General features: G+C 71.3%; 20 protein-coding genes. 16 read left to right on the top strand and 4 right to left on the bottom strand.

Translation table 11 applies throughout. From position 1 onward, the window contains the following. The first annotated feature begins 3 nt into the window (after positions 1 to 3). Entirely contained in the window at positions 4 to 1,227 is a 1,224-nt protein-coding gene (locus NW895_RS25430; RefSeq protein ID WP_289938304.1) for a zinc ribbon domain-containing protein, read from the top strand. Positions 1,228 to 1,269: 42 nt separating this feature from the next. On the opposite strand, the gene NW895_RS25425 is transcribed toward NW895_RS25430, so the two are convergent. After that, complete coding sequence (locus tag NW895_RS25425; RefSeq protein WP_289938303.1) at positions 1,270 to 1,644, bottom strand: nuclear transport factor 2 family protein; 375 nt, start codon at positions 1,642 to 1,644, stop codon at positions 1,270 to 1,272. An 81-nt stretch (positions 1,645 to 1,725) separates the two neighbouring features. Here NW895_RS25425 and NW895_RS25420 point away from each other — a divergent pair, with 81 nt between their 5' ends. The 9 genes from NW895_RS25420 (at position 1,726) to NW895_RS25380 (ending at position 11,448) form a co-directional block, all read left to right on the top strand. After that, positions 1,726 to 2,670, top strand: a complete 945-nt coding sequence (locus NW895_RS25420) for an RNA polymerase sigma-70 factor (protein WP_289938301.1) — start codon at positions 1,726 to 1,728, stop codon at positions 2,668 to 2,670. 121 nt (positions 2,671 to 2,791) lie between these two features. Beyond that, the gene (locus NW895_RS25415; protein ID WP_289938300.1) at positions 2,792 to 3,991 is read left to right on the top strand and encodes an FAD-dependent oxidoreductase; all 1,200 of its coding nucleotides are present in this window, start codon (positions 2,792 to 2,794) and stop codon (positions 3,989 to 3,991) included. 226 nt (positions 3,992 to 4,217) lie between these two features. After that, positions 4,218 to 6,317 (top strand): FAD-dependent oxidoreductase, encoded by a 2,100-nt coding sequence (locus NW895_RS25410; protein WP_289938299.1) that lies wholly within the window; start codon positions 4,218 to 4,220, stop codon positions 6,315 to 6,317. Next, positions 6,314 to 8,167 carry a thiamine pyrophosphate-binding protein gene (locus NW895_RS25405; RefSeq protein WP_289938298.1) on the top strand — a complete coding sequence of 618 codons (1,854 nt, stop codon included), beginning with the start codon at positions 6,314 to 6,316 and terminating at the stop codon, positions 8,165 to 8,167. Before NW895_RS25410 ends, NW895_RS25405 begins: the two co-directional genes overlap by 4 nt. Beyond that, positions 8,160 to 8,672 (top strand): inclusion body family protein, encoded by a 513-nt coding sequence (locus tag NW895_RS25400; RefSeq protein ID WP_289938297.1) that lies wholly within the window; start codon positions 8,160 to 8,162, stop codon positions 8,670 to 8,672. Before NW895_RS25405 ends, NW895_RS25400 begins: the two co-directional genes overlap by 8 nt. 110 nt (positions 8,673 to 8,782) lie before the next feature. Continuing rightward, positions 8,783 to 9,412: a hypothetical protein gene (locus NW895_RS25395; protein ID WP_289938296.1), complete on the top strand. Its 630-nt coding sequence runs from the start codon at positions 8,783 to 8,785 to the stop codon at positions 9,410 to 9,412. Continuing rightward, positions 9,409 to 9,606, top strand: coding sequence for a hypothetical protein (locus NW895_RS25390; protein ID WP_289938295.1), 198 nt, complete (start codon positions 9,409 to 9,411; stop codon positions 9,604 to 9,606). Before NW895_RS25395 ends, NW895_RS25390 begins: the two co-directional genes overlap by 4 nt. 135 nt (positions 9,607 to 9,741) lie before the next feature. Next, positions 9,742 to 10,608 (top strand): DUF2182 domain-containing protein, encoded by an 867-nt coding sequence (locus NW895_RS25385; RefSeq protein WP_289938294.1) that lies wholly within the window; start codon positions 9,742 to 9,744, stop codon positions 10,606 to 10,608. Between the two features lie 99 nt (positions 10,609 to 10,707). Further along, on the top strand, positions 10,708 to 11,448 hold the full coding sequence (locus NW895_RS25380) for a DUF899 domain-containing protein (RefSeq protein WP_289938293.1): 741 nt from the start codon (positions 10,708 to 10,710) through the stop codon (positions 11,446 to 11,448). A gap of 112 nt (positions 11,449 to 11,560) precedes the next feature. On the opposite strand, the gene NW895_RS25375 is transcribed toward NW895_RS25380, so the two are convergent. After that, the gene (locus tag NW895_RS25375; protein ID WP_289938292.1) at positions 11,561 to 12,970 is read right to left on the bottom strand and encodes a helix-turn-helix domain-containing protein; all 1,410 of its coding nucleotides are present in this window, start codon (positions 12,968 to 12,970) and stop codon (positions 11,561 to 11,563) included. Positions 12,971 to 13,156: 186 nt separating this feature from the next. Between NW895_RS25375 and NW895_RS25370 the strand changes: the two genes are divergently transcribed. The 4 genes from NW895_RS25370 (at position 13,157) to NW895_RS25355 (ending at position 15,935) form a co-directional block, all read left to right on the top strand. Continuing rightward, on the top strand, positions 13,157 to 13,906 hold the full coding sequence (locus NW895_RS25370) for a DUF4232 domain-containing protein (protein ID WP_289938291.1): 750 nt from the start codon (positions 13,157 to 13,159) through the stop codon (positions 13,904 to 13,906). A gap of 151 nt (positions 13,907 to 14,057) precedes the next feature. After that, positions 14,058 to 15,113: an alpha/beta hydrolase gene (locus NW895_RS25365; protein ID WP_289938290.1), complete on the top strand. Its 1,056-nt coding sequence runs from the start codon at positions 14,058 to 14,060 to the stop codon at positions 15,111 to 15,113. 26 nt (positions 15,114 to 15,139) lie between these two features. Further along, positions 15,140 to 15,334 (top strand): hypothetical protein, encoded by a 195-nt coding sequence (locus tag NW895_RS25360; protein ID WP_289938288.1) that lies wholly within the window; start codon positions 15,140 to 15,142, stop codon positions 15,332 to 15,334. A 46-nt stretch (positions 15,335 to 15,380) separates the two neighbouring features. Next, positions 15,381 to 15,935 (top strand): CGNR zinc finger domain-containing protein, encoded by a 555-nt coding sequence (locus tag NW895_RS25355; RefSeq protein WP_289938287.1) that lies wholly within the window; start codon positions 15,381 to 15,383, stop codon positions 15,933 to 15,935. Positions 15,936 to 16,311: 376 nt separating this feature from the next. Here NW895_RS25355 and NW895_RS25350 read toward each other — a convergent pair whose 3' ends face one another. Together NW895_RS25350 and NW895_RS25345 are read right to left on the bottom strand one after the other, a co-directional pair. Further along, positions 16,312 to 17,574 (bottom strand): LCP family protein, encoded by a 1,263-nt coding sequence (locus tag NW895_RS25350; protein ID WP_289938286.1) that lies wholly within the window; start codon positions 17,572 to 17,574, stop codon positions 16,312 to 16,314. Positions 17,575 to 17,601: 27 nt separating this feature from the next. After that, positions 17,602 to 19,701, bottom strand: a complete 2,100-nt coding sequence (locus tag NW895_RS25345; protein WP_289938285.1) for a bifunctional polysaccharide deacetylase/glycosyltransferase family 2 protein — start codon at positions 19,699 to 19,701, stop codon at positions 17,602 to 17,604. 547 nt (positions 19,702 to 20,248) lie between these two features. On the opposite strand from NW895_RS25345, the gene NW895_RS25340 reads away from it, so the two are divergent. Then, positions 20,249 to 21,622: a ferredoxin reductase family protein gene (locus NW895_RS25340; RefSeq protein ID WP_289938284.1), complete on the top strand. Its 1,374-nt coding sequence runs from the start codon at positions 20,249 to 20,251 to the stop codon at positions 21,620 to 21,622. A 45-nt stretch (positions 21,623 to 21,667) separates the two neighbouring features. Then, positions 21,668 to 22,291 (top strand): FMN-binding protein, encoded by a 624-nt coding sequence (locus NW895_RS25335; RefSeq protein WP_289938282.1) that lies wholly within the window; start codon positions 21,668 to 21,670, stop codon positions 22,289 to 22,291. Positions 22,292 to 22,328: the final 37 nt, after the last annotated feature.

Raw genomic sequence — 22,328 nt, 5'->3', positions numbered from 1 at the left:
GCCATGCGCGCGTGTCCCGCGTGCGGGGCGTCCAACGGCTCCACGGACGACTTCTGCGGCAACTGCGGGGCGTACTTGGGCTGGTCGGACACCACACCGGCCGCGAGTACGCCCTCGGCGCCCCCGGATCCACCGGACCCCACCCCGCCGGACGCCACCCCGGCGCCCGCATCGACCCCGGCGGACGAGCCCGCCTCCGCTGCGCCCGACCACAGCGACGAGGATCCCGGCGTCGCCCCCGGCCAGGCGGAGACCGGCCCTGAGCCGGAGACCCGACCCGGCGATGTCCGCACCGAGCCCCCGGCTCCCACGCACCGCCCGGACCCTGCCGGGTCCGGGCCCGCCGCATCCGCGACGGAGGCACGGCCACCGCAGGCCCCGGCCACACCGTCGGTGCGCATTCCGGGCCCTCGGCGCCCGGCGACCCCGGCCCCCGAGGAGCCGGCGGTGGACCCGGTACCCGTACGCCCCGCGAAGCCGGTGGCCCCGCGCCCCGTCGTACGCCCCGTGGAGGTGCCGGACGAAGAGGCGGGGGTGCCCTGCCCCGCCTGCGGCACGGCCAACCCGCCGGACCGCCGGTTCTGCCGGCGCTGCGCGACGGCGCTGCATCCCGCCGCGAAGCCCGCCCCGCTGCCGTGGTGGCGGACCGTGTGGCCGCTGCGCCGCCGGGTGCGGGCGAGCTCCGGCAGGGTGGCGCGTCTCCTGGTCGTCCTGGCCGTGGTGGCGGCTCTGTGCGCGGGCGGCCTTCTGCTGTTGCCGGCCGGACGCGCCTTGATCGAGGACACCCGGGACAAACTGGGCAAGGCCAAGCCCGTGACACCGGTGGACATCGAGGCGAGCGGCGATGTCCCGCGGCACCCGGCGGCCAACACCACGGACGGGCTCAGCAACAGCTACTGGGGTGCGCCCGCGCCGGGCGCTTCGGTGACCTACACCTTCCGCAAGCCGTTCCGGCTGCTCGACCTGATCATCACCAACGGAGCGTCCGCGTCTCCGGAGGACTACGCCCGCCAGGGACGCGCGCTCCGGCTGGACCTGGAGGTGACGACGCAGGACGGCGAGAGGCACCGCAAGGAGCTCACCCTCAGCGACAAACCAGGCCCGCAGACGTTCCCCACCGGGGTCAGCGACGCGAAGACGGTACGCCTGGTCCTGCACTCGCCCGCCGGCCTGTCCTCGGGCCGTCACCTGGCCCTGGCGGAGGTGGAGTTCTTCCAGCGGAGCTGACGGCACGCCGCCCACGTCTCCCCGCCCCGAGACGCGCGCTGGTCAGGGAGCCGGCTCGATGTCTCCGGCGAAGACGATGATCTGGTCGATGCGGTTCTTCCGCAGGTGGACCACGTCCGTTCCCGCCAGGCGTGGGCCTCCGTCCGGCGTGGTGAACACCCACTGATAGCGGGCCCACTCGCCCGGCATGTCCACGGCCGAGCAGCGGACCATCGTGCCGGCGCCGGCCGGGTGGCGGCGGATGTCCAGCACGAACCGTTCGACTGCCTCCACTCCCTCGCTCCGGCCCAGCGGGCCCCAGAACACCACGTCGGAGGTGAGAGCCTGGGAGAGCAGTGCGGTCACGTAGCCGTCGTCCGAGGCATTGAACGCGGAGAGGAACATGTCGATCGCTGACTGAGCGGCTTCTTCCAGCATGCAGCAGTCATACCAGCCGCCGCCCCGTCTCCTGGTCCGGTCGCCGCGGTCCAAGGGGCTGTGACAGTTAGGATCGCGGCCATGGACCTGACAGTGCACGACGTGGACCGGTTCGAGGCCTCCAGGTCCCGCCTGGAGGCCATCGCCTACCGCCTCCTCGGCTCCGCGAGCGAGGCGGAGGACGCCGTGCAGGAGACGTTCCTGCGCTGGCAGGCCGCCGACGTCGACCGGATCGAGGTCCCCGAGGCCTGGCTGACGAAGGTCCTCACCAACCTGTGCCTCAACCAGCTCACCTCGGCCCGCGCACGGCGCGAGACCTATGTGGGCCAGTGGCTCCCCGAGCCCCTGCTCGCCGGGGACCCGATGCTCGGCCCGGCGGACACCGCCGAACAGCGCGAGTCGGTCTCGTACGCGGTCCTCGTCCTCATGGAGCGCCTGACCCCCAACGAGCGGGCGGTGTACGTCCTGCGGGAGGCCTTCGACTACCCGCACCGGGAGATCGCCGAGATCCTCGACCTCACCGAGGCCGCCAGCCAGCAGATCTTCCACCGCGCCAGGAGGCACGTCGCGGACGGCAAGGCCCGCCGCGAGATCGACGAGGCCGCCGCCCGGCGGATCGTCGACGAGTTCCTCGCGGCCGCCACCAGCGGCCGGACGGAGCCGCTCGTACGGCTGCTCACCCAGGACGCCGTGTCGGTCGGCGACGGCGGCGGGAAGGTCCCGGCCCGCGCGAAGGCGTTCGAGGGCGCCCTCGCGGTCGCGAAGTTCATGCGCGGCCTGTTCAAACCGAGCAAGGCCAAGCGCGCCCTGGCCGGCGGCTCGCCCGAGGTCTACGCCACGACCGCCAACGGCGACCCCGCCCTCGTGGCGGTCCTGGACGGCAAGGTCATCGGCGTCATGTGCCTGGAGATCACCGCCGAGGGCATCGCCGCGTTCCGCAACCAGGTGAACCCGGACAAGCTCGAACGCGCGACCCGCCGGTGGGCGGCCGCCGACCACGGAGACCCCCTGCTCCACGCCTTCTGACCCTGCCGACCCCGATGTGAGGTGCTTCACATCGCGTTCCTGTCAGGAAACGGCGGGCCGCCCGGTTCAAGGGGCGAACACGCTCGGAATCCGCAGGATCCGCCCAAGGCAGGAGTCAGACATGCAGCACCGCATCATCGTCCTCGGAGCCGGATACACCGGAGCAGTCGCCGCCGGGCGGCTCGCCAGGCGGCTGCACCGTGAAGACGTCGCCATCACCGTCGTCAACGCCGAGCCCGACTTCGTCGAGCGGGTCCGGATGCACCAGCTCGCGGTCGGCCAGGACCTCAGGCCCCGGCCGCTCGGCGAGATGTTCGCGGGCACCGGCGTCGAACTGAAGCTCGCCAAGGTCACCGGCGTGGACGTCGACCGCAAGACGGTCTCCGTCACCGACGCCGGCGGCATCGAGGAGTCGTTGGAGTACGACACCCTCGTGTACGCCCTCGGCAGCGGCTGGAACGACCAGGGCGTCCCGGGCACCGCCGAGTACGCCCACGAGATCGCCAGTCGCCCCGGAGCGCTCCGGCTGCGCGAGCGCCTGGCCCGGCTGGACGCCGGACAGCCCGTGGTCGTGGTCGGCGGTGGCCTCACCGGCCTGGAGGCCGCGACCGAGATCGCCGAGGCCCGCCCGGACCTCGACGTCGCCCTCGCCGCCCGCGGCGGCCTCGGCGACTGGCTCTCCGACAAGGGGCGCGGGCACCTGCGGAAGGTCTTCGGCAAGCTCGGCATCACGGTGCACGAGCACGCCGCCGTCACCGCGGTCGAGGCCGACCACGTCACCCTCGCCGACGGCGCGTCCGTCCCGGCCGCGGTCACCGTGTGGACCACCGGGTTCGCCGTCCACCCCATCGCGCGGGCCACCACCCTGGAGGTCGCCGACACCGGCCAGATCGTGGTCGACCGGACCATGCGCTCGGTCTCGCATCCGGACGTGTACGTCATCGGCGACGCGGCCATGGCGATGGGCCACGGCGACAAGCCGCTGCGGATGTCGTGCGCCTCGGGCGGCTTCACCGCGTGGCAGGCCGCCGAAGCCATCGCGGCGCGCCTGACCGGCGGGAAGCTCCCGAACGTGCCGATCCGCTACTTCAACCAGTGCATCTCGCTGGGCCGCCGGGAAGGGCTGATCCAGTACGTCACCGCCGACGACCGCTCCGTCCGGGCGGCCCTGACCGGACGGCTCGCCGCCGTCTACAAGGAACTGGTCTGCAAGGGCGCGGCCTGGAGCGTCGCCAACCCGACGTTCGGGATGCCGATCCGGCGCCGCCGCGTCGTTCGGCAGCCGGTCAGCACGGGCCCGGCGGTCAAGACGGCGGCCTGACCCGCACCCCGGAACGGGCGCCCCCGGCACCGGGGGCGCCCCGGCAACGGTTCCCAAAACGATTCTGCTCCATTCCCCTTTCTCTTTCGTCCCGGGCGGAACTTCCGTCCTCATGAGAAATAGATGAACAAGTCGAAATTCCGTCGGGCAATGCTATCGGCTTTTTTAGGACGTTGTTTTCCGGAGGAACCAATAAACCGTTTCTCCATATCTACGATCGCAAGCTATGACGGACATTCCACGGGACAACTCCGCCACGCGTGCCCGCTGGCAGACATGTCTCAGGCTCGCCCGGGAACTCCTTCTTGTCGGACCGGACGGCAAGGACCTCAAACTCGACTATCTCCACACCCTGATCGACACAGGCAGCCTCGGCCCCACCCGCCACCCGCGCAAGAAGATCCTCGTCATCGGCGCCGGCATCGCCGGCCTCGTGGCCGGCCGATTACTCAAGGACGCCGGACACGACGTCACCATCCTCGAAGCCAACGCCGGACGCGTCGGCGGACGCATCAAGACCTTCCGCGCCACCAAGCACGACCAGCCGTTCGACGACCCCGCCCAGTACGCCGAGGCCGGCGCCATGCGGCTGCCCGACTTCCACCCGCTCGTCCTCGCCCTCGTGGACAAACTGGGCCTCGGCCGCCGCCAGTTCTACAACGTGGACGTGGACCCCTCCACCGGCAGCGGACCCGACGTCCCCGTCCCCCCGGTGACGTACACCTCGTTCACCGGCCGGACCTGGACCTACGGAGACGACAGCCCCGGCTTCCGCGAACCCGCCAAGCGCGGCAACTCCTGGATCCGCGCCAACCGCGTCCAGGTGCGGCGCGCCGACTACGCCACCACTCCCGAACGGATCAACGAGGGCTTCCACCTCACCGACGACGAGGTCCGCGCTCCCGTCGTGAAGATGGTCGACGACGCGCTGGAGGCCGTGCGCGACTACTACTCCGACGTCGTCGACGGCAAGCGCGTCAACAAGCCGTTCGACGAGTGGGTCGAGGGCTGGGCCCGGGTGATCCGCGACTTCGACGGCTACTCGATGGGCGGCTTCCTGCGCGACTACGCCGGGCTCAGCGACGAGGCGATCGAGGCCGTCGGCACCCTGGAGAACATGTCCTCGAGGCTGCACCTCTCCTTCTTCCACAGCTTCCTGAGCCGCAGCGACATCAACACCACCGCCCGCTACTGGGAGATCCCCGGTGGCAGCTGGCGCCTGCCCCACGCCCTCCACCAGGGCCTGCGCGACGAGGTGCGGCTCGGCCACCGCATGATCCGCCTTGAGTACCACGACCCCAGCCGCGACGCCGACCCGGAGGGCACCGGCGTCGTCGGACCCGAGGGGTGGGGCGTGGCCGTGCAGACCGTCGCCGAGAACGATCCCCAGGCCCCGCCGCGCCTGTGGACGGCCGACCTGGCGATCGTCACCGTCCCGTTCTCCGCCCTGCGCTTCGTGGAGATCGTCCCCTCGATGTCGTACAAGAAGCGCCGCGCCATCATCGAGACCCACTACGACCAGGCCACCAAGGTGCTGCTGGAGTTCAGCCACCGGTGGTGGGAGTTCACCGAGGACGACTGGCGCGGCGAACTCGACCGCATCGCACCGGGCCTCTACGACTACTACCGGCTGGGCGGCGGGGGCGGCCCCGATCCCGTCCCGGCCGGAGCGGACACCCGCGAGGTCCCCGTGTTCCCCGACGGCGCCGCCGTCCCCGTCCCGCCGCTGCCCGAGCTCCGGGCCGGGCTGCTCGGCGCCGCGGTCAAGGACAGCGGCGTCACCGAGGAGATGCGCCGGCTCAACAGCACCCTGCCGCTGCGCGGCCCCGCCGTCCGGCCCGCCACCCACTGCTTCGGAGGGGGCTCCGCCACCGACAACCCCAACCGGTTCATGTACTACCCCTCGCACCGGGTCGAGGGCAGCACCGGCGGTGTCGTGCTCGCCTCCTACTGCTGGTCCGACGACGCCGCGCGCTGGGACTCCATGCGCGGCGCGGAGCGCTACGTCTACGCCCTGCGCAACCTCCAGGCCCTGCACGGCCGCCGTATCGAGGTGTTCTTCACCGGACGCGGCGCCACCAAGAGCTGGGCCCGCGACCCGTACGCCTTCGGCGAGGCCGCCATCTACACCGCGCACCAGATGACCAGCTTTCACCTGGACGTCTCCCGGCCCGAGGGCCCCGTGCACTTCGCCGGGGAGCACACCTCCCTCAAACACGCCTGGATCGAGGGCGCCCTGGAGAGCGCCGTCCGCGCCGCCCTCGCCGTCCACCAGGCCCCGCCGGTCACCACCCCGGGCCCGACCCACGAGGAGGACCGCCCGTGACCGCGATCCCGCACGGCTGCACGGTCGCCCGCTACCTCGCCCTGCGCCTCGCCGAACTGGGCATCACCCACCTCTTCGGCGTCCCCGGCAACCACCTCGGCCCGTTCCTGACGACCCTGCGGGCCGAGGGCGACATCGAGTGGGTCGGCACCCCCACCGAGGGCGGCGCCGGCCAGGCCGCCGACGCCTACGCGCGCGTCCACGGCGTGGGAGCGGCCGCCGTCACCTACAGCGTCGGCGCGTTCAACCTGCTCAACGCCTGCGGCGGCGCCTATGTGGAGCGGATCCCGCTCATCGCCGTCAACGCCTGCCCGCCGTACGAGCAGTGGCAGAACTACCGCGCCCTCGGCCTGCTCACCTCGCACATGAGCCCCCGCCCGGAGAGCAACCTGGACGTCTACCGGCAGGTCACCGTGGACGCGCAGGTCATCTCCAACCCGGGCCTCGCCCCCGGCCAGATCGACGCCGCGCTCACCGCGTGCCTCTCCGAGCGCAGGCCGGTCTACCTGGAGGTCATGGAGGACCTGTGGGACGAGCCGTGCCCCGCGCCCGCGGGGCCGGTCGTCCGCCGTGATCGGCCGTTCAGCGCACGCAACCAGGCCATGCTGGACCACGCCGTGCAGGCGATCCTCACCCTGGTCGAGCAGCACCCCGGCCCGGACGGCAGGCCCCGCCCGATCGTGTGGGCCGGCGAGGAGATCGACCGGTTCCGCCTCGGCGAGCAGCTCACCGACCTGGTGGAGGCGACCGGCGTGCCGTTCTGCACCACCGTCGGCGCCAAGGCCGTGGTCGACGAGGATCTGCCGCAGTTCCACGGCGTCTACAACGGCGGGGCCAGCCACCCGGACGTGCACTGGATCTTCAAGGACTGGGCCACCTGCCGGATCGGGCTCGGCGCCTGGTCCACGTCGAAGAACCTCGGCGGCGAGCAGTGCGTCGGCACCGACTGGGTGATGGCCGCGAACGGCGGCGTCAGCGTCGGCACCTCCTACTTCCCCGACGTCCAGCTCGCACAGCTGCTGCCCGCCCTCCAGGACGCGCTGGTGAAGGAGTACGGCTCCGGGGGACTGGCCGCCGACTACTACGCCGAGGCCCACGCCCACCACGGAGCGCTCGCCGACCGCCCCGCCTGTCTGGAGCACCACCGCGCCTCGCTGCGCCTGCGCGGCTCGCGGTCGTCCCGGCGCCCCGACCAGCAACGGCTCACCTATGACGGCGTGTTCGACCGGATCAACCACTTCCTGAACCACGAGACCGGGGAGGACTGGACGGTCGTCTCCGACGCCGCGTTCTCCCTCATCGGCTCGATGAACCTGTCCCTGCCCGCGGGCGGGTTCCTGTCGCAGGTCAGCTGGCTGTCCATCGGCTGGTCGGTGGGCGCGGCCACCGGCGCCGCGCTCGCCCCCGAGCGGGAGAACGCCCGCCCGATGGTGTTCGTCGGCGACGGCGCCTTCCAGGAGACCTGTCAGGAGATCTCCACCCACACCAGGCTCGGGCTGCCGTCGGTGGTGTTCGTCATGGACAACGGACACTTCTACGGCGTCGAGCAGATGCTGGTGCACCCGGAGTACTACGCGGAGCAGGACGCCGCCGACCCGGACTTCTACAACGTCCTCCACCCCTGGCACTACGACCGCCTCGCGGAGGTCTTCGCCGGCCGGAAGACCCCGGCGAACGGGGCCGTCATCGAGCACGCCGCGGAACTGGACGAACTCCTGGAACGCCTCTCCGACCCGACCGACCCGCTCAACGCCGGACCACTCCTGGTCCGGGTCCGCCTGCACCGGCACGACTACCCGCGGGCGATGGCCTACAAGGTTCCGAAGCAGAAGGAGCAGGGACATGGCTGATCTCAACGTACTGATCGCGTTCGACGCGGCCACCATCGTCGAGCGGAACCCGAACGCGTCGATGAATCCCGACCAGCCGACATACGTCGACACCAGCCTCATCTACATGACGACGCGCCACGACCACATCATCGGCACCTCGGGGGCCGAGTTGAACCTCCGGGCCGAACCCGGGGACACCGTCAAGTGGCGGGAGACGACGCTGTCGCTCGGCAGCGACTACAAGGCGCTGCTGTACCGGTACGTGAGCAGCGACCCCGGACACACGCTCATCAGGACGCCGGAGATCGAGGTGATCGACACCGTCTATCCGACGCCGAAGGAGGGCACCGAGGGCAAGCCGGATCTGTTCGGTGTCCAGACCTACCAGGACCACTACTGGCGCACGACCGTCAAAAAGACCGGCAAGGTCGTGTACCACTTCTACTTCCAGATCCTGGACCGCCACCGGAAGGTGAAGGGGTACTTCCAGTGGGACCCCTACATCACCATCGAAGACTCCTGACGGCTCAGGCGTAGGGCGGCGGCCGGCCCGGCCGCCGCCCTCTCGCCGAGAGCACGGGCGGCCTGCTGCTCACCAGCCCCTTCTGTCACAATCCGTCGGGGGTGGTCATCGTGAGTGGCGAACCGGACGGTGTGGAGCGTATCGACCGGGTGATGCGCTGGGCGGGCCGAGGCGCGGCGGTCGTGCTCTTCGTCGCGGCCGGGGCGTTCAGCTGGATCATGGCCGGCGCCTTCCTGTCGGGAGTCGGTGCCGCCGATGCGGCTCCGCGCGATCTGTGCTCTCTCGTCGCGTCCGAGCAATGGCGCGGGATCGTTCCAGCGGCCCGGGTGTCGCACCACACCGGCCCACGGCACGACGTGCGCAACGACGCCGAGTGCGAGGTGACCGGCCGGGACGGGGAGAAAGCGCGGGGCCGCTACGGCCGGATGCACGCCTACCTGGACCGGCACGGCGCCACTCGCTACGGGAGCGGCTGGGAGGGGGCCCGCAAGACGTACGACTGGCTGAGGGAGGACGCGGCCGGTGACGGCAGTACCCCGCGGGAGGTGCGGGGCCTCGGGGAGCAGGCATTCGCCGAGGCCCGGTCCGCGGCCTCCGACGGCGCCCGGGCCGAGGCCGAAGTGACGGTGCTGCTCGGCCGGGACGTTCTGACGATCGAATACGCGGCCGAGCCGAGCAGCCCGGAGCGGGCCCGTGAGGTGGCCGTGGCGGTGGCGACGACGATGTTGGCGAAGCTGTGAGCGGCACGACGAACACGGCGCGTAAGGCCGTACTGATCGTGGTGGGGGTGGTCCTGACCGTCCTGGCCGGCGGAGCGCTGGGCATCCGGACGGAGCAGGAGCGGGAGGCCGACCGCCGGGCGAGCGTCGAGCAGTACCGGCCCGACGCACCGGCCCCCTTCCCGGATCCGTTCCTCGACCGGCCACGACGCTGACGCCATGGACGCGACGCAGGGATGCTGCCGACGGGCGGCTTCCCGGCCTCGCTGTCGGGACCGCCGATTCTGTGGTCTGCTGAAGGAGTCGGGCCGTCGCGGGGACGGGGGCCGCGAGCATCCGGGAGGCACGCCATGCCGCATCTCCGGCTCGCCCCTCCGGCGTCCACCCGGCCCGCGTTCCTCCTGCCGGCGCGTGATCTGGCCCTGGGCTGGATTCTGCTCACGCTGATCGCCGCCCTGGCGTGGCTGCTCACCGTCGACCAGTCCCGTGACATGGGGACGGAGCCCGGAACGATGGGCCTGGCGCTTCCGCTCTTCCTGCTCCTGTGGGTGGTCATGATGGTGGCGATGATGCTGCCGTCGCTGGCGCCCGTCGCCCTGACCTGGGGACAGGCGGTCCGCCGCAGCGCCCCGGGCAGCCTCCGCTCCCTGCGCACCGCCGAGTTCGTCTGCGGTTACCTGCTCGCCTGGGCCGCGTTCGGGCTGCCGGCCTACGGGGCGCTGGCCGCGACCGGACGTCTGGTCGACAGCCACCCCGACGCGGGCCGCTGGATCGGCGCGGCCGCGTTCCTGCTCGCGGGTCTGCAGCAGTTCGGTCCGCTGAAACGGGTCTGCCTGCGGCACTGCCGCGACCCGATGTCCCAGCTGCTGCGGTACGCACGCCTCCGGCATCGGGCGAAGGACCTGCGGGTGGGCGCGCACCACGGGCTCTCCTGCGTCGGCTGCTGCTGGGGCCTGATGATCGTTCTGGTCCCGCTCGGATTGATGAACGTGGCGGCGACGGCCATGCTGGCCGTGGTGATCTTCCTGGAGAAGCTGTGGCGCGGCGGGCCCCGGCTCAGCCAGGTGGTCGGCGTCGCCTTCCTCGTCCTGGCCGTCCTGGCCGTCCTGGCCCCGTTCCAGGAGTGGCTGCTGCCCGGCCTGGAGATGCCCGGTCCGTCGATGGACCGGATGGCCCGGGTCGAAGGCCTGCCGCCGCGCGCGTACGGTGGGACATGAGGCCGGATGGGGCACGCCGGGGTGGGCACGGTCGGCGGACGCCGCAGCGACCGCCCGCTGCGAGGCGGTTTTCTGCTCTCGCACCAGGAGGGAACGCCAATGCCCGAGCACAAGGTCGGCACACCGGAGGAATTCGAGGCAGCCCGGCAGGAGCTTCTCGCGGAGGAGAAGGCGCTCACCCGACGCGGCGACGAACTCGCGCGGAAACGGCGGGAGCTCCCCTGGGTGCCGGTCGGGAAGGACTACCGCTTCGAGACCGAGGACGGCCCCAAGGCGCTCGCGGACCTCTTCGACGGGCGTTCCCAGCTGCTCGTCTACCACTTCATGTTCGGCCCGCCCTACGCGGCCGGATGCCCGGTCTGCTCCTCGATCGCGGACACCCTCGACCCCAACGTGGTCCATCTCAAGGCCCGTGACGTGACGCTGATCTGCTCCTCGCGGGCACCGCTGGACAAGCTCCTCGCCTACCGGCAGCGGATGGGGTGGAGCTTCGACTGGGTCTCCACGGCCGGCGACGACTTCCACCGCGACCTCGGTTTCCTGTACACCGAGGACGAGCTGAGGCCGTTCCTCGAGGGCGGCGTGCCACCGACCGTGAGCCAGATGGCGGAGGCGGCGGGCACGGATGTGCTCGGGTACGTCACCGAGGGGCCCGGGCTGAGCGCCTACGCGCTCTCCGACGGCACCGTGTACCGGACGTACATCACCACCGCGCGCGGCCTTGAGCCCGCCATGGCCTACTACGCCCTGCTCGACCGGGCCCCGTTGGGCCGCCAGGAGGAGGGCGAGCAGATGCACTGGCTGCGCCGCCACGACGAGTACGCAGTGGTGACTCCCTGAGGCGTGTGCGCGGGCCAGGTCGTACAGGTGTTCCCGCTCGGTGTCGTCGAGACGCAGGGCCTGGGCGGTGGGGACCCTGCCATGAGCCCTCACGGCAGGGACTCCCGCGGCGTCAGTTCACCCGCTCGATCCACTCGCCGCCGCCCAGCGGGTAGTCGTAGCCCGGGCGGCCGGTGCCGGCGCTGGTGCGGAACGGGGTGCCGTCGTTGTCGATGTGGACGGTGCCGCGGCGGCTGCCGCTGGACCAGTCCAGGACGAGGTCCCAGCGGACATCGTGCGCCTTGGTGTGGGCGGTGATGTAGAAGACCTCCGGGTCGGATTCGCTGACCTTGTACGGGAAGTCGCGCTGGCCGTTCTTGACGGTGACCCTGGGACTGCCGTTGTCGAGGTCGATGTCGAACGACTTCGTACCGACGCCACCGCCGCAGCCGACGCCCATCGAGTAGTCGTTCCAGGCGAGCGGCGCACCCTTGGTGAGGACGCGTACGTGCAACTCCTCCAGGACGACGGTGTCCTCGCCGGTGCCCTGGACGGTGAGGGCGACCCGCTGTTCCCCCGAGGAGACCGCCCCGTACGCGGCCGCCCAGCGCGGGGCGTCCCGCTCGTTCGCCGGCGGGCCGACCTGTTCGGGTTCGCTGTTGACGAGGAAGTGCTGGCTGCACGGGTCTTCGTACACGTAAGGACGGGTACCGACAGCGAGCGGGTCGGCGCCGCTGGCACTGCCTTTGGTCGCGCCGCCGGCGGACCGGACCCCTCCCCGCTTGCCGTCCCCCTTCGACGTGCCGGATCCGACACCCTGGGACCCGGTGGGGGAGGCGGAGGCCGATGCGGACGGCTTGCGGGCCTTTCCGCTCGGAGACGGATCGGTGGAGGGCTTCGGGCTGTCCACCGGGCCGGCGGTCGACTCCGTCGCGGTATCCGCCTGCCGCCCCAGCGTGTCGTTCCCGTCGCCGAACGTCGGACGCACGGTGAGCGCCACGGCTGCCAGCGCCGCGGCCACCGCGACGGAGGCGGTCAGCACGGTACGGCGACGGAGCCGACGCGGCGGCGAAGGCGCGCCCGGCACTCCGACGACCACCCGCTCACCGTTCTCGCCCTTGTCCCCGTTCCCTGCCGCACCGTCGGAATCTGCTGAACCGTCAGAGCTCGCCGAGTCGTCGGAGCCCGCCGAACCGTCGGAATTCGCCGAACCCTCCGCACCGGCGTCCTGAGCCGGACCCGTCGCCGCGGCCGGCGCCGGCGGTTCCTGATCCGCCTTGCGCCCGCGTGCCGCGTCCGCGAGGATCCAGCGCCGGTGCAGCTCCACCAGCTCCTGCGGCGTCGCCCGGCAGACCCGTGCGAGGCGCTCCACCGGTGCGTACTCGACCGGCACCGCGGTGCCGTTGCAGTAGCGGTGCAACGTCGACGTGCTCATGTGCAGGCGCTTGGCAAGAGCCCCGTAGCTCAGTCCCGAGCGGTCCTTGAGCTCCCGCAGCAGCTGCGCTAACGCGTCGATCTCCCCCGGCTCCGTTGCCCCTGACACCTGTTCCCCTCATCCCCCGTATTCCAGTCGCGCGTTCCAGGGCCACTGCTTTCTCCCTGGTCAGAGCGTATGTCGGTGTTCCAGCGTCCCCAACTGCCCGCAGTGCGTGGCGGCTGGGACGGATTCCCCCACAAGCTTCGGTCATCCAATCACCACCGCACCCGAACACCGAAGGGGCACGCCCTCATGTCGAACCGCCGTATCTCCCGCACCCGTCTCGCCGGCGCCGCCGCGACCGCCGTGCTCGCCGCGCTCTCCCTGACCGCGTGCAGCGACGGAACCGGCACCCAGGACGAGGGCGCCGCGGCCACCGACTCCGTGAGCACGTCGTCCGACGCCCCTTCTTCCGGCACGGGCTCCAGCTCCTCGGACGCCACGAACAACTCCACGGGTTCCACGGGCTCCACGGATGCGTCCGACGTCACAGGCTCCGGCGCCGAGCCCGACGTCAGCGCGTCGGCGCCCGCCGCGCACGCCCCCGGGCAGAAGGCGCCGGCCTCCTCGGGCAAGCCGGTCACCTGCGAGGGGTCCAACACCAAGACGGTCGCTGCCCCGCTGACCCGCCCCGTGAACCACATGCTGCTCACGGTGACCAACACCGGGAGCAGGACCTGTCACCTCTACGGCTATCCGGCCGTCCGCTTCGGCGAGGCGCAGGCGGTGCCTCCGGTCATCGAGGACTCGCAGCCGCAGGCAGTCGTCACGCTGAAGCCGGGCGAGTCCGGGTACGCGTCCGTGAATCTGTCCGCCACCGACGGCAGTGGCTCGAACGGCTACACCGCGAAGTCCCTGACCGTCTCTTTCCGGGGCCGCTCCGGCAACGAGAGCGTCGGCAAGGTCGCCCACCCGCCGCTGCCCGCGAAGGGCGTCTACGTCGACGACTCGCTCAAGGTCACCTACTGGCAGCAGGCGATGGATGACGCCATCAACTGGTGACACCCGAGTGCGCCGACAAGGCCCGGGCCTCAGGCCCGGGCCTTGTCGGTTTTGCACAGCAGGCTGAAATCACCTGTTTGACCGGTGACGCATCCTGTGGGACAGTCAGTCGCAGCACAAGCCGGTGAAGTCGACGCACAGGGGGATGCACATGATCGACAGACGCAGCTTCGGCAAGGCTCTGGGCGCAGGCGTGGGTACGGGCGCGGCCGCCCTCTCCCTCGCCGGCCTGCCGGCCCTGCACAGCGCATCCGCGGCGTCGGCCGCTCCCACGGCCACCCCCGGCGCGCACACCGCCTTTCCGCGGCTGAAGCAGATCAGGGCCGGCCTGCTGGACGTCGGCTACGCCGAACTGGGCCCCGCCCACGGTCCCGTGGTCATCTGCCTGCACGGCTGGCCGTACGACATCCACAGCTACGTCGACGTCGCCCCGCTGCTGGCCGAGGCGGGCCACCGGGTGATCGTCCCGTATCTGCGCGGCCACGGCACGACGCGCTTCCTCTCCGAGCGGACCTTCCGGAACGCCCAGCAGTCGGCCATCGCCCTCGACGTCATCGCCCTGATGGACGCCCTGAAGATCGACAAGGCCGTCCTGGCCGGCTTCGACTGGGGCTCGCGCACCGCCGACATCGTCGCCGCCCTGTGGCCCGAGCGCTGCGAGGCCCTGGTGTCGGTGAGCGGATACCTCGTCACCAACCTCGAAGCCAACCTGAAGCCGCTGCCACCCGCGGCCGAACGGACCTGGTGGTACCAGTACTACTTCTCCACCGAGCGGGGCCGGCTCGCCATGGAGGACGAGACCCTGCGCCGGGACCTGGCCAGGCTCGTCTGGGACACCGTCTCCCCGACGTGGGACTTCGACGACGCCACCTTCGAGCGCACCGCGGCGGCCTTCGACAACCCCGACTACGCGGCCATCGTCATCCACAACTACCGCTGGCGGCTGAGCCTCGCCGACGGCGAGCGCCGTTACGACGGCCTCGAAAAGCGGCTCGCCGCGCGCCCGACGATCGGGGTGCCCACCATCACCCTCGACCCCGAGCGCGACCCCTTCACCGCCCCGGGCAACGGATCCTCGTACCGGGACAGGTTCACGGGCAGGTACGAGCACCGAACCCTGCCGGGGATCGGCCACAACGTGCCCCAGGAGGCGCCCGCCGACTTCGCCCGGGCCGTCATCGACGCGTATCACCTGCTGGACAAGTGACCACGGCGAGCGAAAGGAGTCCGATCATGGAAAGCCGGAACACCACGGACGGCGCCGCGGCGGCACGCCGAGCGCGGTTCGGCAGGTTGCCCGAGCGGGTCCGCCACGAGGACATGGTCGAGGAGAGGGCGGCTACGCCGCACGACCCGACGCGATACGCTCACGACCCAGAGGGCTCGTGGAGGTCCTTCGCGTGCCTCGCCGCCGACCTGGGCCTCTGAGCCGGATTTCTTGCCCGACGCCAAAGTCACCTGTCAGAATGGTGACGTGAACCTCGATCATGTCTTCGTATGCGGAAACCCGGCACTCGACTTCGCCGCCACGCTGCGAGCACGCCGTTCGGCGCGCTTCGAGATGTTCGTGACGCCGGACAGGCTGAACGCGTGGTACGTGGAGTCCGGCATCGTCGATGCGGTCTCCCCCGGGCAGGAGGCCGACCTCGAGCAGGCGAGGACCGTCCGGGAAGCCATGTACCGGCTGATCACCGCCCGCCGGCTCGGGGAGGAGTACGACGGGGCGGCGCTGACCGTGGTGAACAACGCGGCACGCAAGCCGCCCGCGGTGCCGCAGCTCACTCCGTCGGGACGGTGGACGCAGGCGACGCCGGAAGAAGCCCTCTCCCTGGTGGCGCGTCACGCCATCGAGCTCCTGAGCGGGCCGGACGTGCCCCTGCTCAAGGAGTGCGGCAACCCGGAGTGCACCCGCACCTACATCGACCGCTCGCGGGGCATGCGCCGGCAGTGGTGCGGGATGGAGTCCTGCGGCAACAAGATCAAGGCGGCCGCCTACCGCGCCCGCAAGAAGAGCGCGCCCGCCCACTGAGCCGCCGCGGCAGCAGCTGAAGGGGAGCCGGGAGTATCCGAAGGGCACGGGCGGACGCCTGTTGATCATTCTCCCGGCCGGGAGCGGACTCCGTCATGGGATCCCCCCCCCGGGGGCGTGTCGCCGAGTGGCGGGCGTGATGTCTCACGCCGGCGGTGCGCTGTAGGAGTAGCAGGTCCGCGCCCGAGAAGTCGACGGCAACCCTCCGTCGGACCTCGACGACGCGATCCCTCCGCACCTCTCTCCGTGCCGCCCTTGACTCCCCCCGGGAGCGGCGCGGAGAGGGACCGGCGGCGGCCGGGGCCCCGCCCACTGCGCGGGGTCCCGGCCGCCCCGCATCGGGGTGAACCGCCCGGGGCGGGCTGTCGCCGGCCGTTCAGCCCTTCTTCTCGACGCCCACCGGCCGGTCGTTCCTCAGCTCGGTGAAGAGCTGCCGCGCCTTCGCGGCGTCCCACCGCACGGCGGTGCCCTTGGACGTGCGCACATCGGTATCGGACACGGGGACGCTGAGCTGCTTGCCGCTGCCGCCGGAGACGCTCCGCATCGCCTGGAACAAGGAGACCAGAGTCGGCAGCTCCATGTCCTTGTCCACGACGAGGGTGTCCAGCGCCGCGTTCAGGGCGGGCCAGGTCCGGAAGGGATCGAGCGCGGTGCCCGGTGTCGCGGCCTGGTGCGCGAGGGCGGAGAGGAACTTCCGCTGGTTCCTGGAGCGCCCCAGGTCGCCCTGCGCCTCCTGGTGCCTCTGACGGACGAACGCCAGCGCCTGGCTGCCGTTCAGGTTGTGACAGCCCTTCTTCAGGTTCAGTCCCGACTTCGGATCCCGGATGTCCCGGTCCACGCACATCCGCACACCGCCGACCGCGTCCACGACACCGACGAATCCCGCGAAGCCGATCTCCGCGTAATGGTCGACACGCAGGCCGGTGTTCAGCTCGACGGTCCGGACGAGCAGCCGGGGCCCGCCCAGGGAGTAGGCCGCGTTCAGCTTGTTCTTCGCCGCCGGGTAGCGCTTGCCGGTGTCCGGATCGAGATACGACGGGAGGGTCACCCAGGAGTCGCGCGGCAGGCTCACCATCGTGGTGCCGTGGGCACCGGTGTGCAGCAGCATCATCGAGTCGGTACGGCCGCCTCCGCCACCGCCGGCGTGCAGCGCCTTCCTGGTCTCCTCGGACAGTCCGTCACGGCTGTCGGAGCCCACGATGAGATAGGTCGTCCCCTTCCCCTGCGATGGCCGGCCGGTGCCGCCGAGGTCGACCGACCGGTCGAGCCGGAAGTCGGCCCAGCCGTAGGTGCCCAGGCCGGTGAGGAACAGGACGCAGAGCAGGAGGGTCAGCAGACGTACGAGACGGCGGCACCGGCTGGGGCGTACCCAGGGGGGCCGGACACTGTGGGTGTGGCCGCCGCGGGCCCGCTCACCGTACGGGCGCGCGGGCGGTTCCTCGTATATGTGCGGGCCCCGTTCCCCGTACGGGCCCGGGTGCCGTTCCTCGTACGGGCCGGGGACGTATGCCTCGTACGGGCCGGGGCCGTATGCCTCGTACGGCCGTACCTCCCCTGTGGCCACCTCACCCGTGAAGACCTGTCCCGTGACGACCTGTCCCGTGATCAAGCGGGGCGCCCGCGTCTCCCGGTCACTCATGGGCCGAACCATCTCCAGTCATCCTGATCATCTCGACGACAGCTCCCGTGCGGCGACCGGCTGCCTCAGCTGTTCGGTGGCGGCCGTCCCGGAGCGCTGCATGCGCTGCCACTTCAGCCGGGTGCCGCCCAGGAGGGCGACCACGGACTGGATGACGACCAGATACATCAACTGCCGGTAGACGAAGAGCTGGAACGGCATCGACCACAGGGCGCGCAACCTCTCCCCGTCGAGCCGCAACGCGTAACCGGCACAGATCAATTGGAGGGTGAGGAAGGCGAGCCACACCGCCATCGACTGCACGTGGTCCTGGAAGAGCACTCCGTACAGCGCGAAGAGGTCGACGACCGGGGCGATCAGCGGCAGGATCACCTGGAAGAGCATCAGATACGTCAGTCCGCGGCGGGCGAAGCGTCCCGAGGGGCCCACTTCGAGGACGGCTCCGCGATGCTTCCACATCGCCTGGAGCGTGCCGTAGCACCAGCGGTAGCGCTGCCGCCACAACTGTCGCAGCGTGGTGGGCACTTCGGTCCAGGCGACGGCCGACTCCTCGTAGACCACCCGCCAGCCGGCCCGCCACAGCGCCATCGTGAGGTCGGTGTCCTCGGCAAGGGTGTCCTCGCTGACGCCGCCGACTCCCAGGAGCGCGTCCCGGCGGAAGGCGCCGATGGCTCCCGGAACCGTCGGCATGCACTCCAGCACCTCGAACATCCGCCGGTCGAGGTTGAAGCCGAAGACGTACTCCAGGTGCTGCCATCTGCCGAGGAGTCCGCGCCGGTTGCCCACCTTGGTGTTGCCGCTGACGGCGCCGATGGCCGGATGCGCGAGCGGCTGGATGAGCCGGTGCAGGGCGTCGGGCTCGAAGACGGTGTCGGCGTCGACCATCACCACGATGTCGTACGACGCGTTCGCCAGGCCCGTGTTGAGCGCGGCGGCCTTGCCCGAGTTGGGCTGCCGGATCACCCGCAGGCGGGGGTCGTCGATCCAGGTGGCGAGGTCCGCGGTCTGATCCGTCGAGCCGTCGTCGATGACGATGACCTCCAGGTACGGGTGCGTGGACGCGAGCAGCGAATGGAGGGTGGACTCGATGCCTGCCTCTTCGTTGTACGCCGGGACCAGCACCGTCACCGGTGCGTTGACCTCCCGCAGCCAGGGCGAGCCGGGGCGGAAGCGGGTGAGGCGCCGGACGTGGGCACGGGCGAAGAAGGTCAGCATCACCAGCCGCACCACGCCCAGCACGCCCAGTGTCAGCAGCACCCAGGTCATGGCGTCCGTGAACGCGTGACCTGTGGTCGCGGCCCAGATCAGCGCTTTGCCCTGCCACTGTTCGACGCCGGTCACCCGTGTGTCGGCCGAGGGCATGCCGAGGGCGTCGGTCACGGTGGTGAACCGTTTGGCGTGCCGGTTGCCGAGCAGGTCCTTCGTCTCCTGGTACGCCAGGTCCGTCTGGCTGAACTGGCGGACCAGGCCGTGTGCCGGATCGCGGTCGGGCCGGTCCGCGGCGACCAGCACATAGCCGTCCGCGGTGGCGCGCCGGGCCGCCGTCCACTCGGCGCCGCACAGCGTGTCCACCTGGGTGGTCAACGGCATCCGCAGGAGGTTGGTGCGGATGCCGGCCGTACCCGCCAGGGTCTTCTGGGTGAGCGTCAGTTCCATCGCCGAGCGCAGGCGCGACGAGGAGCCGAGGTCAGCCCCTGTGTACGTGTTCGAGCCGATTTCGTGGCCCTCCGCGAGGATCCGCCGCACCAGTTCCGGATGACGTGCCGCCTGCGCGCCGAAGAGGAAGAAGGTCGCGTGCGCGTGGTGCTCGCGCAGCAGGTCCAGCAGCCGCGGGGTCCATACGGGATCGGGGCCGCCGTCGAAGGTGAGCGCGACGGTGCCCCGGGGCATGGCCGAGGACGCGACCTTGTCGCCGCTGACCCGGCGCAGAACGGGCCCGCTCTCGTCCACGGCCCTGGGCACGGGGCTGGTGCACGGGCGTCGCGTCTTGGCGGCATCGACCTCATGGCTGGTCCAGCCCTCGAAGAGCAGGACGACGAAGACCACGGACAGGGTCAGGGCCAGCAGCCGCCAGTGGGCGCGGAGCTCGCGGGAACGGGCGTGCCGACGTCGTACCGAACGACTCACGCCACGCTCCCCGCAGTGACCTTAATCACAGGGAAAGTGGCGGCTGTTCGGCCGGAGACGGTGGCGGCCAGGACGGCTCGGGGCCGTCGAACCGCTGCCGTCCGCCGGGGCGCCGGAGTGCCCCCGGAGCTCGGTCCGGGCTCGCGCGCATCGGCGGAGGGTCTTGGTTCAGCGGCGCGGGCGGCGGTGGATGCGGCAGCACGCCACGTGGTCTTCACATGGTTGTCGAAGCCGTCTGCGTCCGATGGATGCCCATGCGATTTCTCCTGGTTCGTCTTCTGGCCGAGCTCCTGCATGGGCGGCGAGTGTAGCCACAGCCGTTATCTGGATGTGTCCGAAACGGATGCGGTGGCCACCGCACCACGGAGACTGTGACGCCCGGCCCGCCCGGTGCGCTGGACTAGGTAGATGCGGGGAAGTGGGCCTTCGCGCGGCCTTCCCGGAGCGCTCCTTCCGAGAGGCACGGCCCCGTCTTCATCGATGGTTTTCGGCCATCCGGCCGGTGTACGGTGCCGGGGCACCGAGGCACGCGAACGGAAGAACATGTGTGAAGACCATCCAGCACAGCCGGGTGGGGAGACGGCAGGCCCAGCGCCGGATCCGGCCCCGGCGCTCTCCCGCGGCACCCCTGCTGGTGCTCTCCTGGGCGGGCGCCGCCGCGGTGCTGTGGCTGTGGTGGCGCAACACCCCCGCGGTGGCCGCGACCACCGCGGACCGGCTGGTGCACGCGGGCCGCATCACCGGACTGCTCGCCGGCTATGTGATCGCCCTGGTGATCGCCCAGATGGCGCGCGTCCCGGCCCTCGAACGCCGGGTCGGTTCCGACCGCGTCGCGCGCTGGCACGCCACGAGCGGCCGCTACGCGCTGTCCCTGACCCTCGCCCACGTCGTGTCGATCCTGTACGGGTACGCGCTCCAGGCGGACACCGGCGTCGTGGCGCAGACACTCTCCGTCGTCACCGGCTACCCGCACATGATCGAAGCGGCCGTCGGCACACTGCTGCTGCTCCTGGTCGGCTTCGTGTCCGCCGGTGCCGTACGGCGCCGCATGCGCTACGAGCTCTGGTACCACCTGCACCTGCTCACCTATGCCGCGGTCTACCTCGCCTTCTGGCACCAACTGGCCGCGGGCGGCGAGTTCGTCGGTGACCCCACCGCCCGTACGGCCTGGTACACCCTGTACATCGCCGTCGGTGTCCTGCTGCTGTGGTACCGCGTGCTCACCCCGGTGCGGCTCAACCTCCGGCACCGCATGCGCGTCGAGTCGGTCGTACGGGAGGCGCCGGGCGTGGTCTCCGTGCTGATCCGGGGCCGGCGGCTGCACCGGCTGGACGCCGAGGCGGGGCAGTTCTTCCGCTGGCGGTTCCTCACCAAGGGGCTGCGGTGGAGCGCCAACCCTTACTCACTGTCGGCGCCACCCCGCCCCGACCTGCTGCGGATCACCGTCAAGGCCGTCGGCGGACACAGCGCGGCACTGGCCGGGCTGCGGCCGGGCACGCGGGTGTGGGCGGAAGGCCCGTACGGGGCGTTGACGGCCGCCCGCCGCAGTCGCGGCAAGGTGCTGCTGCTCGCGGGCGGCGCCGGTATCACTCCGCTGCGCGCCCTGTTCGAGACGCTGCCCGGCGCGCCCGGGGACCTGACGCTGCTCTACCGGGCCCGGACGGCCGAGGAGCTGGCGCTGCGGGACGAACTGGAGGCGATCGCGGAGGCACGCGGCGCCCGGTTGCTGTACGCGGTCAACAGCCCGGAGGGGCGAAGACCGGCGATCACCGGGAAGACGCTGCGCAGGATCCTGCCGGACATCGCCCGGCACGACGTGTACCTGTGCGGTCCGCCGGGGCTGGCCGAGGAGTCGTACGCCGCACTCCGCGAGGCAGGTGTGCCGCACCGCCGCATCCACCACGAGTCCTTCGAGTTCTGAGGCCGGCCCCGTGACACCTCCCACTCCGCATGCGCTGGACCTCCCGTGAGGAAGAAGCATCCGTTCCGCCGCGCGCTGCTGGCCGCCGTCGGCACCGTCTCCGGCATCGTGCTGCTGATCGCGCTGAAGCCGACCACGGACCCGGCGCTCGCGAAGGCCGACGAGCCCACGGCCGGGATCACGGCGCAGGCCACCGGGTCTCCGTCCCCGTCGGCGTCCTCGCACTCCCCGTCCGCGACCGCCTCGCCGTCGAAGCGTTCCGCGAAGAAGCGCGCCCCTGCCACGTCCCCGAGCGCTTCGCCGTCGCACTCGGCGTCGGCCGCCCCCGCGAGGAGCAGCAGCACCCCCTCCGCCCCGAAGACCGCCTCGGCCGCCACCTCGGCCGCCCCCACCACCCGTACCGTGACGGGGGCTACGGCCGAGACGAAGTACGGACCGGTCCAGGTGCGGATCACCCTCACCGGCAGCAGGATCACCGGGGCGACCGCCGTCCGGTCCCCCGACGAGACGCCGCGGAGCAAGGAGATCTCCTCCACGGCCGTCCCCAGGCTCAACCAGGAGACGCTGCAGGCCCAGAGCGCGGACATCGACACCGTGTCCGGCGCCACGTACACCAGCGCGGGCTACCGGCAGTCCCTGCAGAGCGCCCTGGACCGGGCCGGCCTCTGACCACGCGGCGAACGGGCACGCGGCAACTGGTCCCGGC

Source organism: Streptomyces sp. S.PNR 29 (assembly GCF_030386795.1).
Lineage (GTDB): Bacteria > Actinomycetota > Actinomycetes > Streptomycetales > Streptomycetaceae > Streptomyces.
Note: the sequence above shows the minus strand (reverse complement) of the source record. Positions and strands in the feature narration are given on the sequence as shown.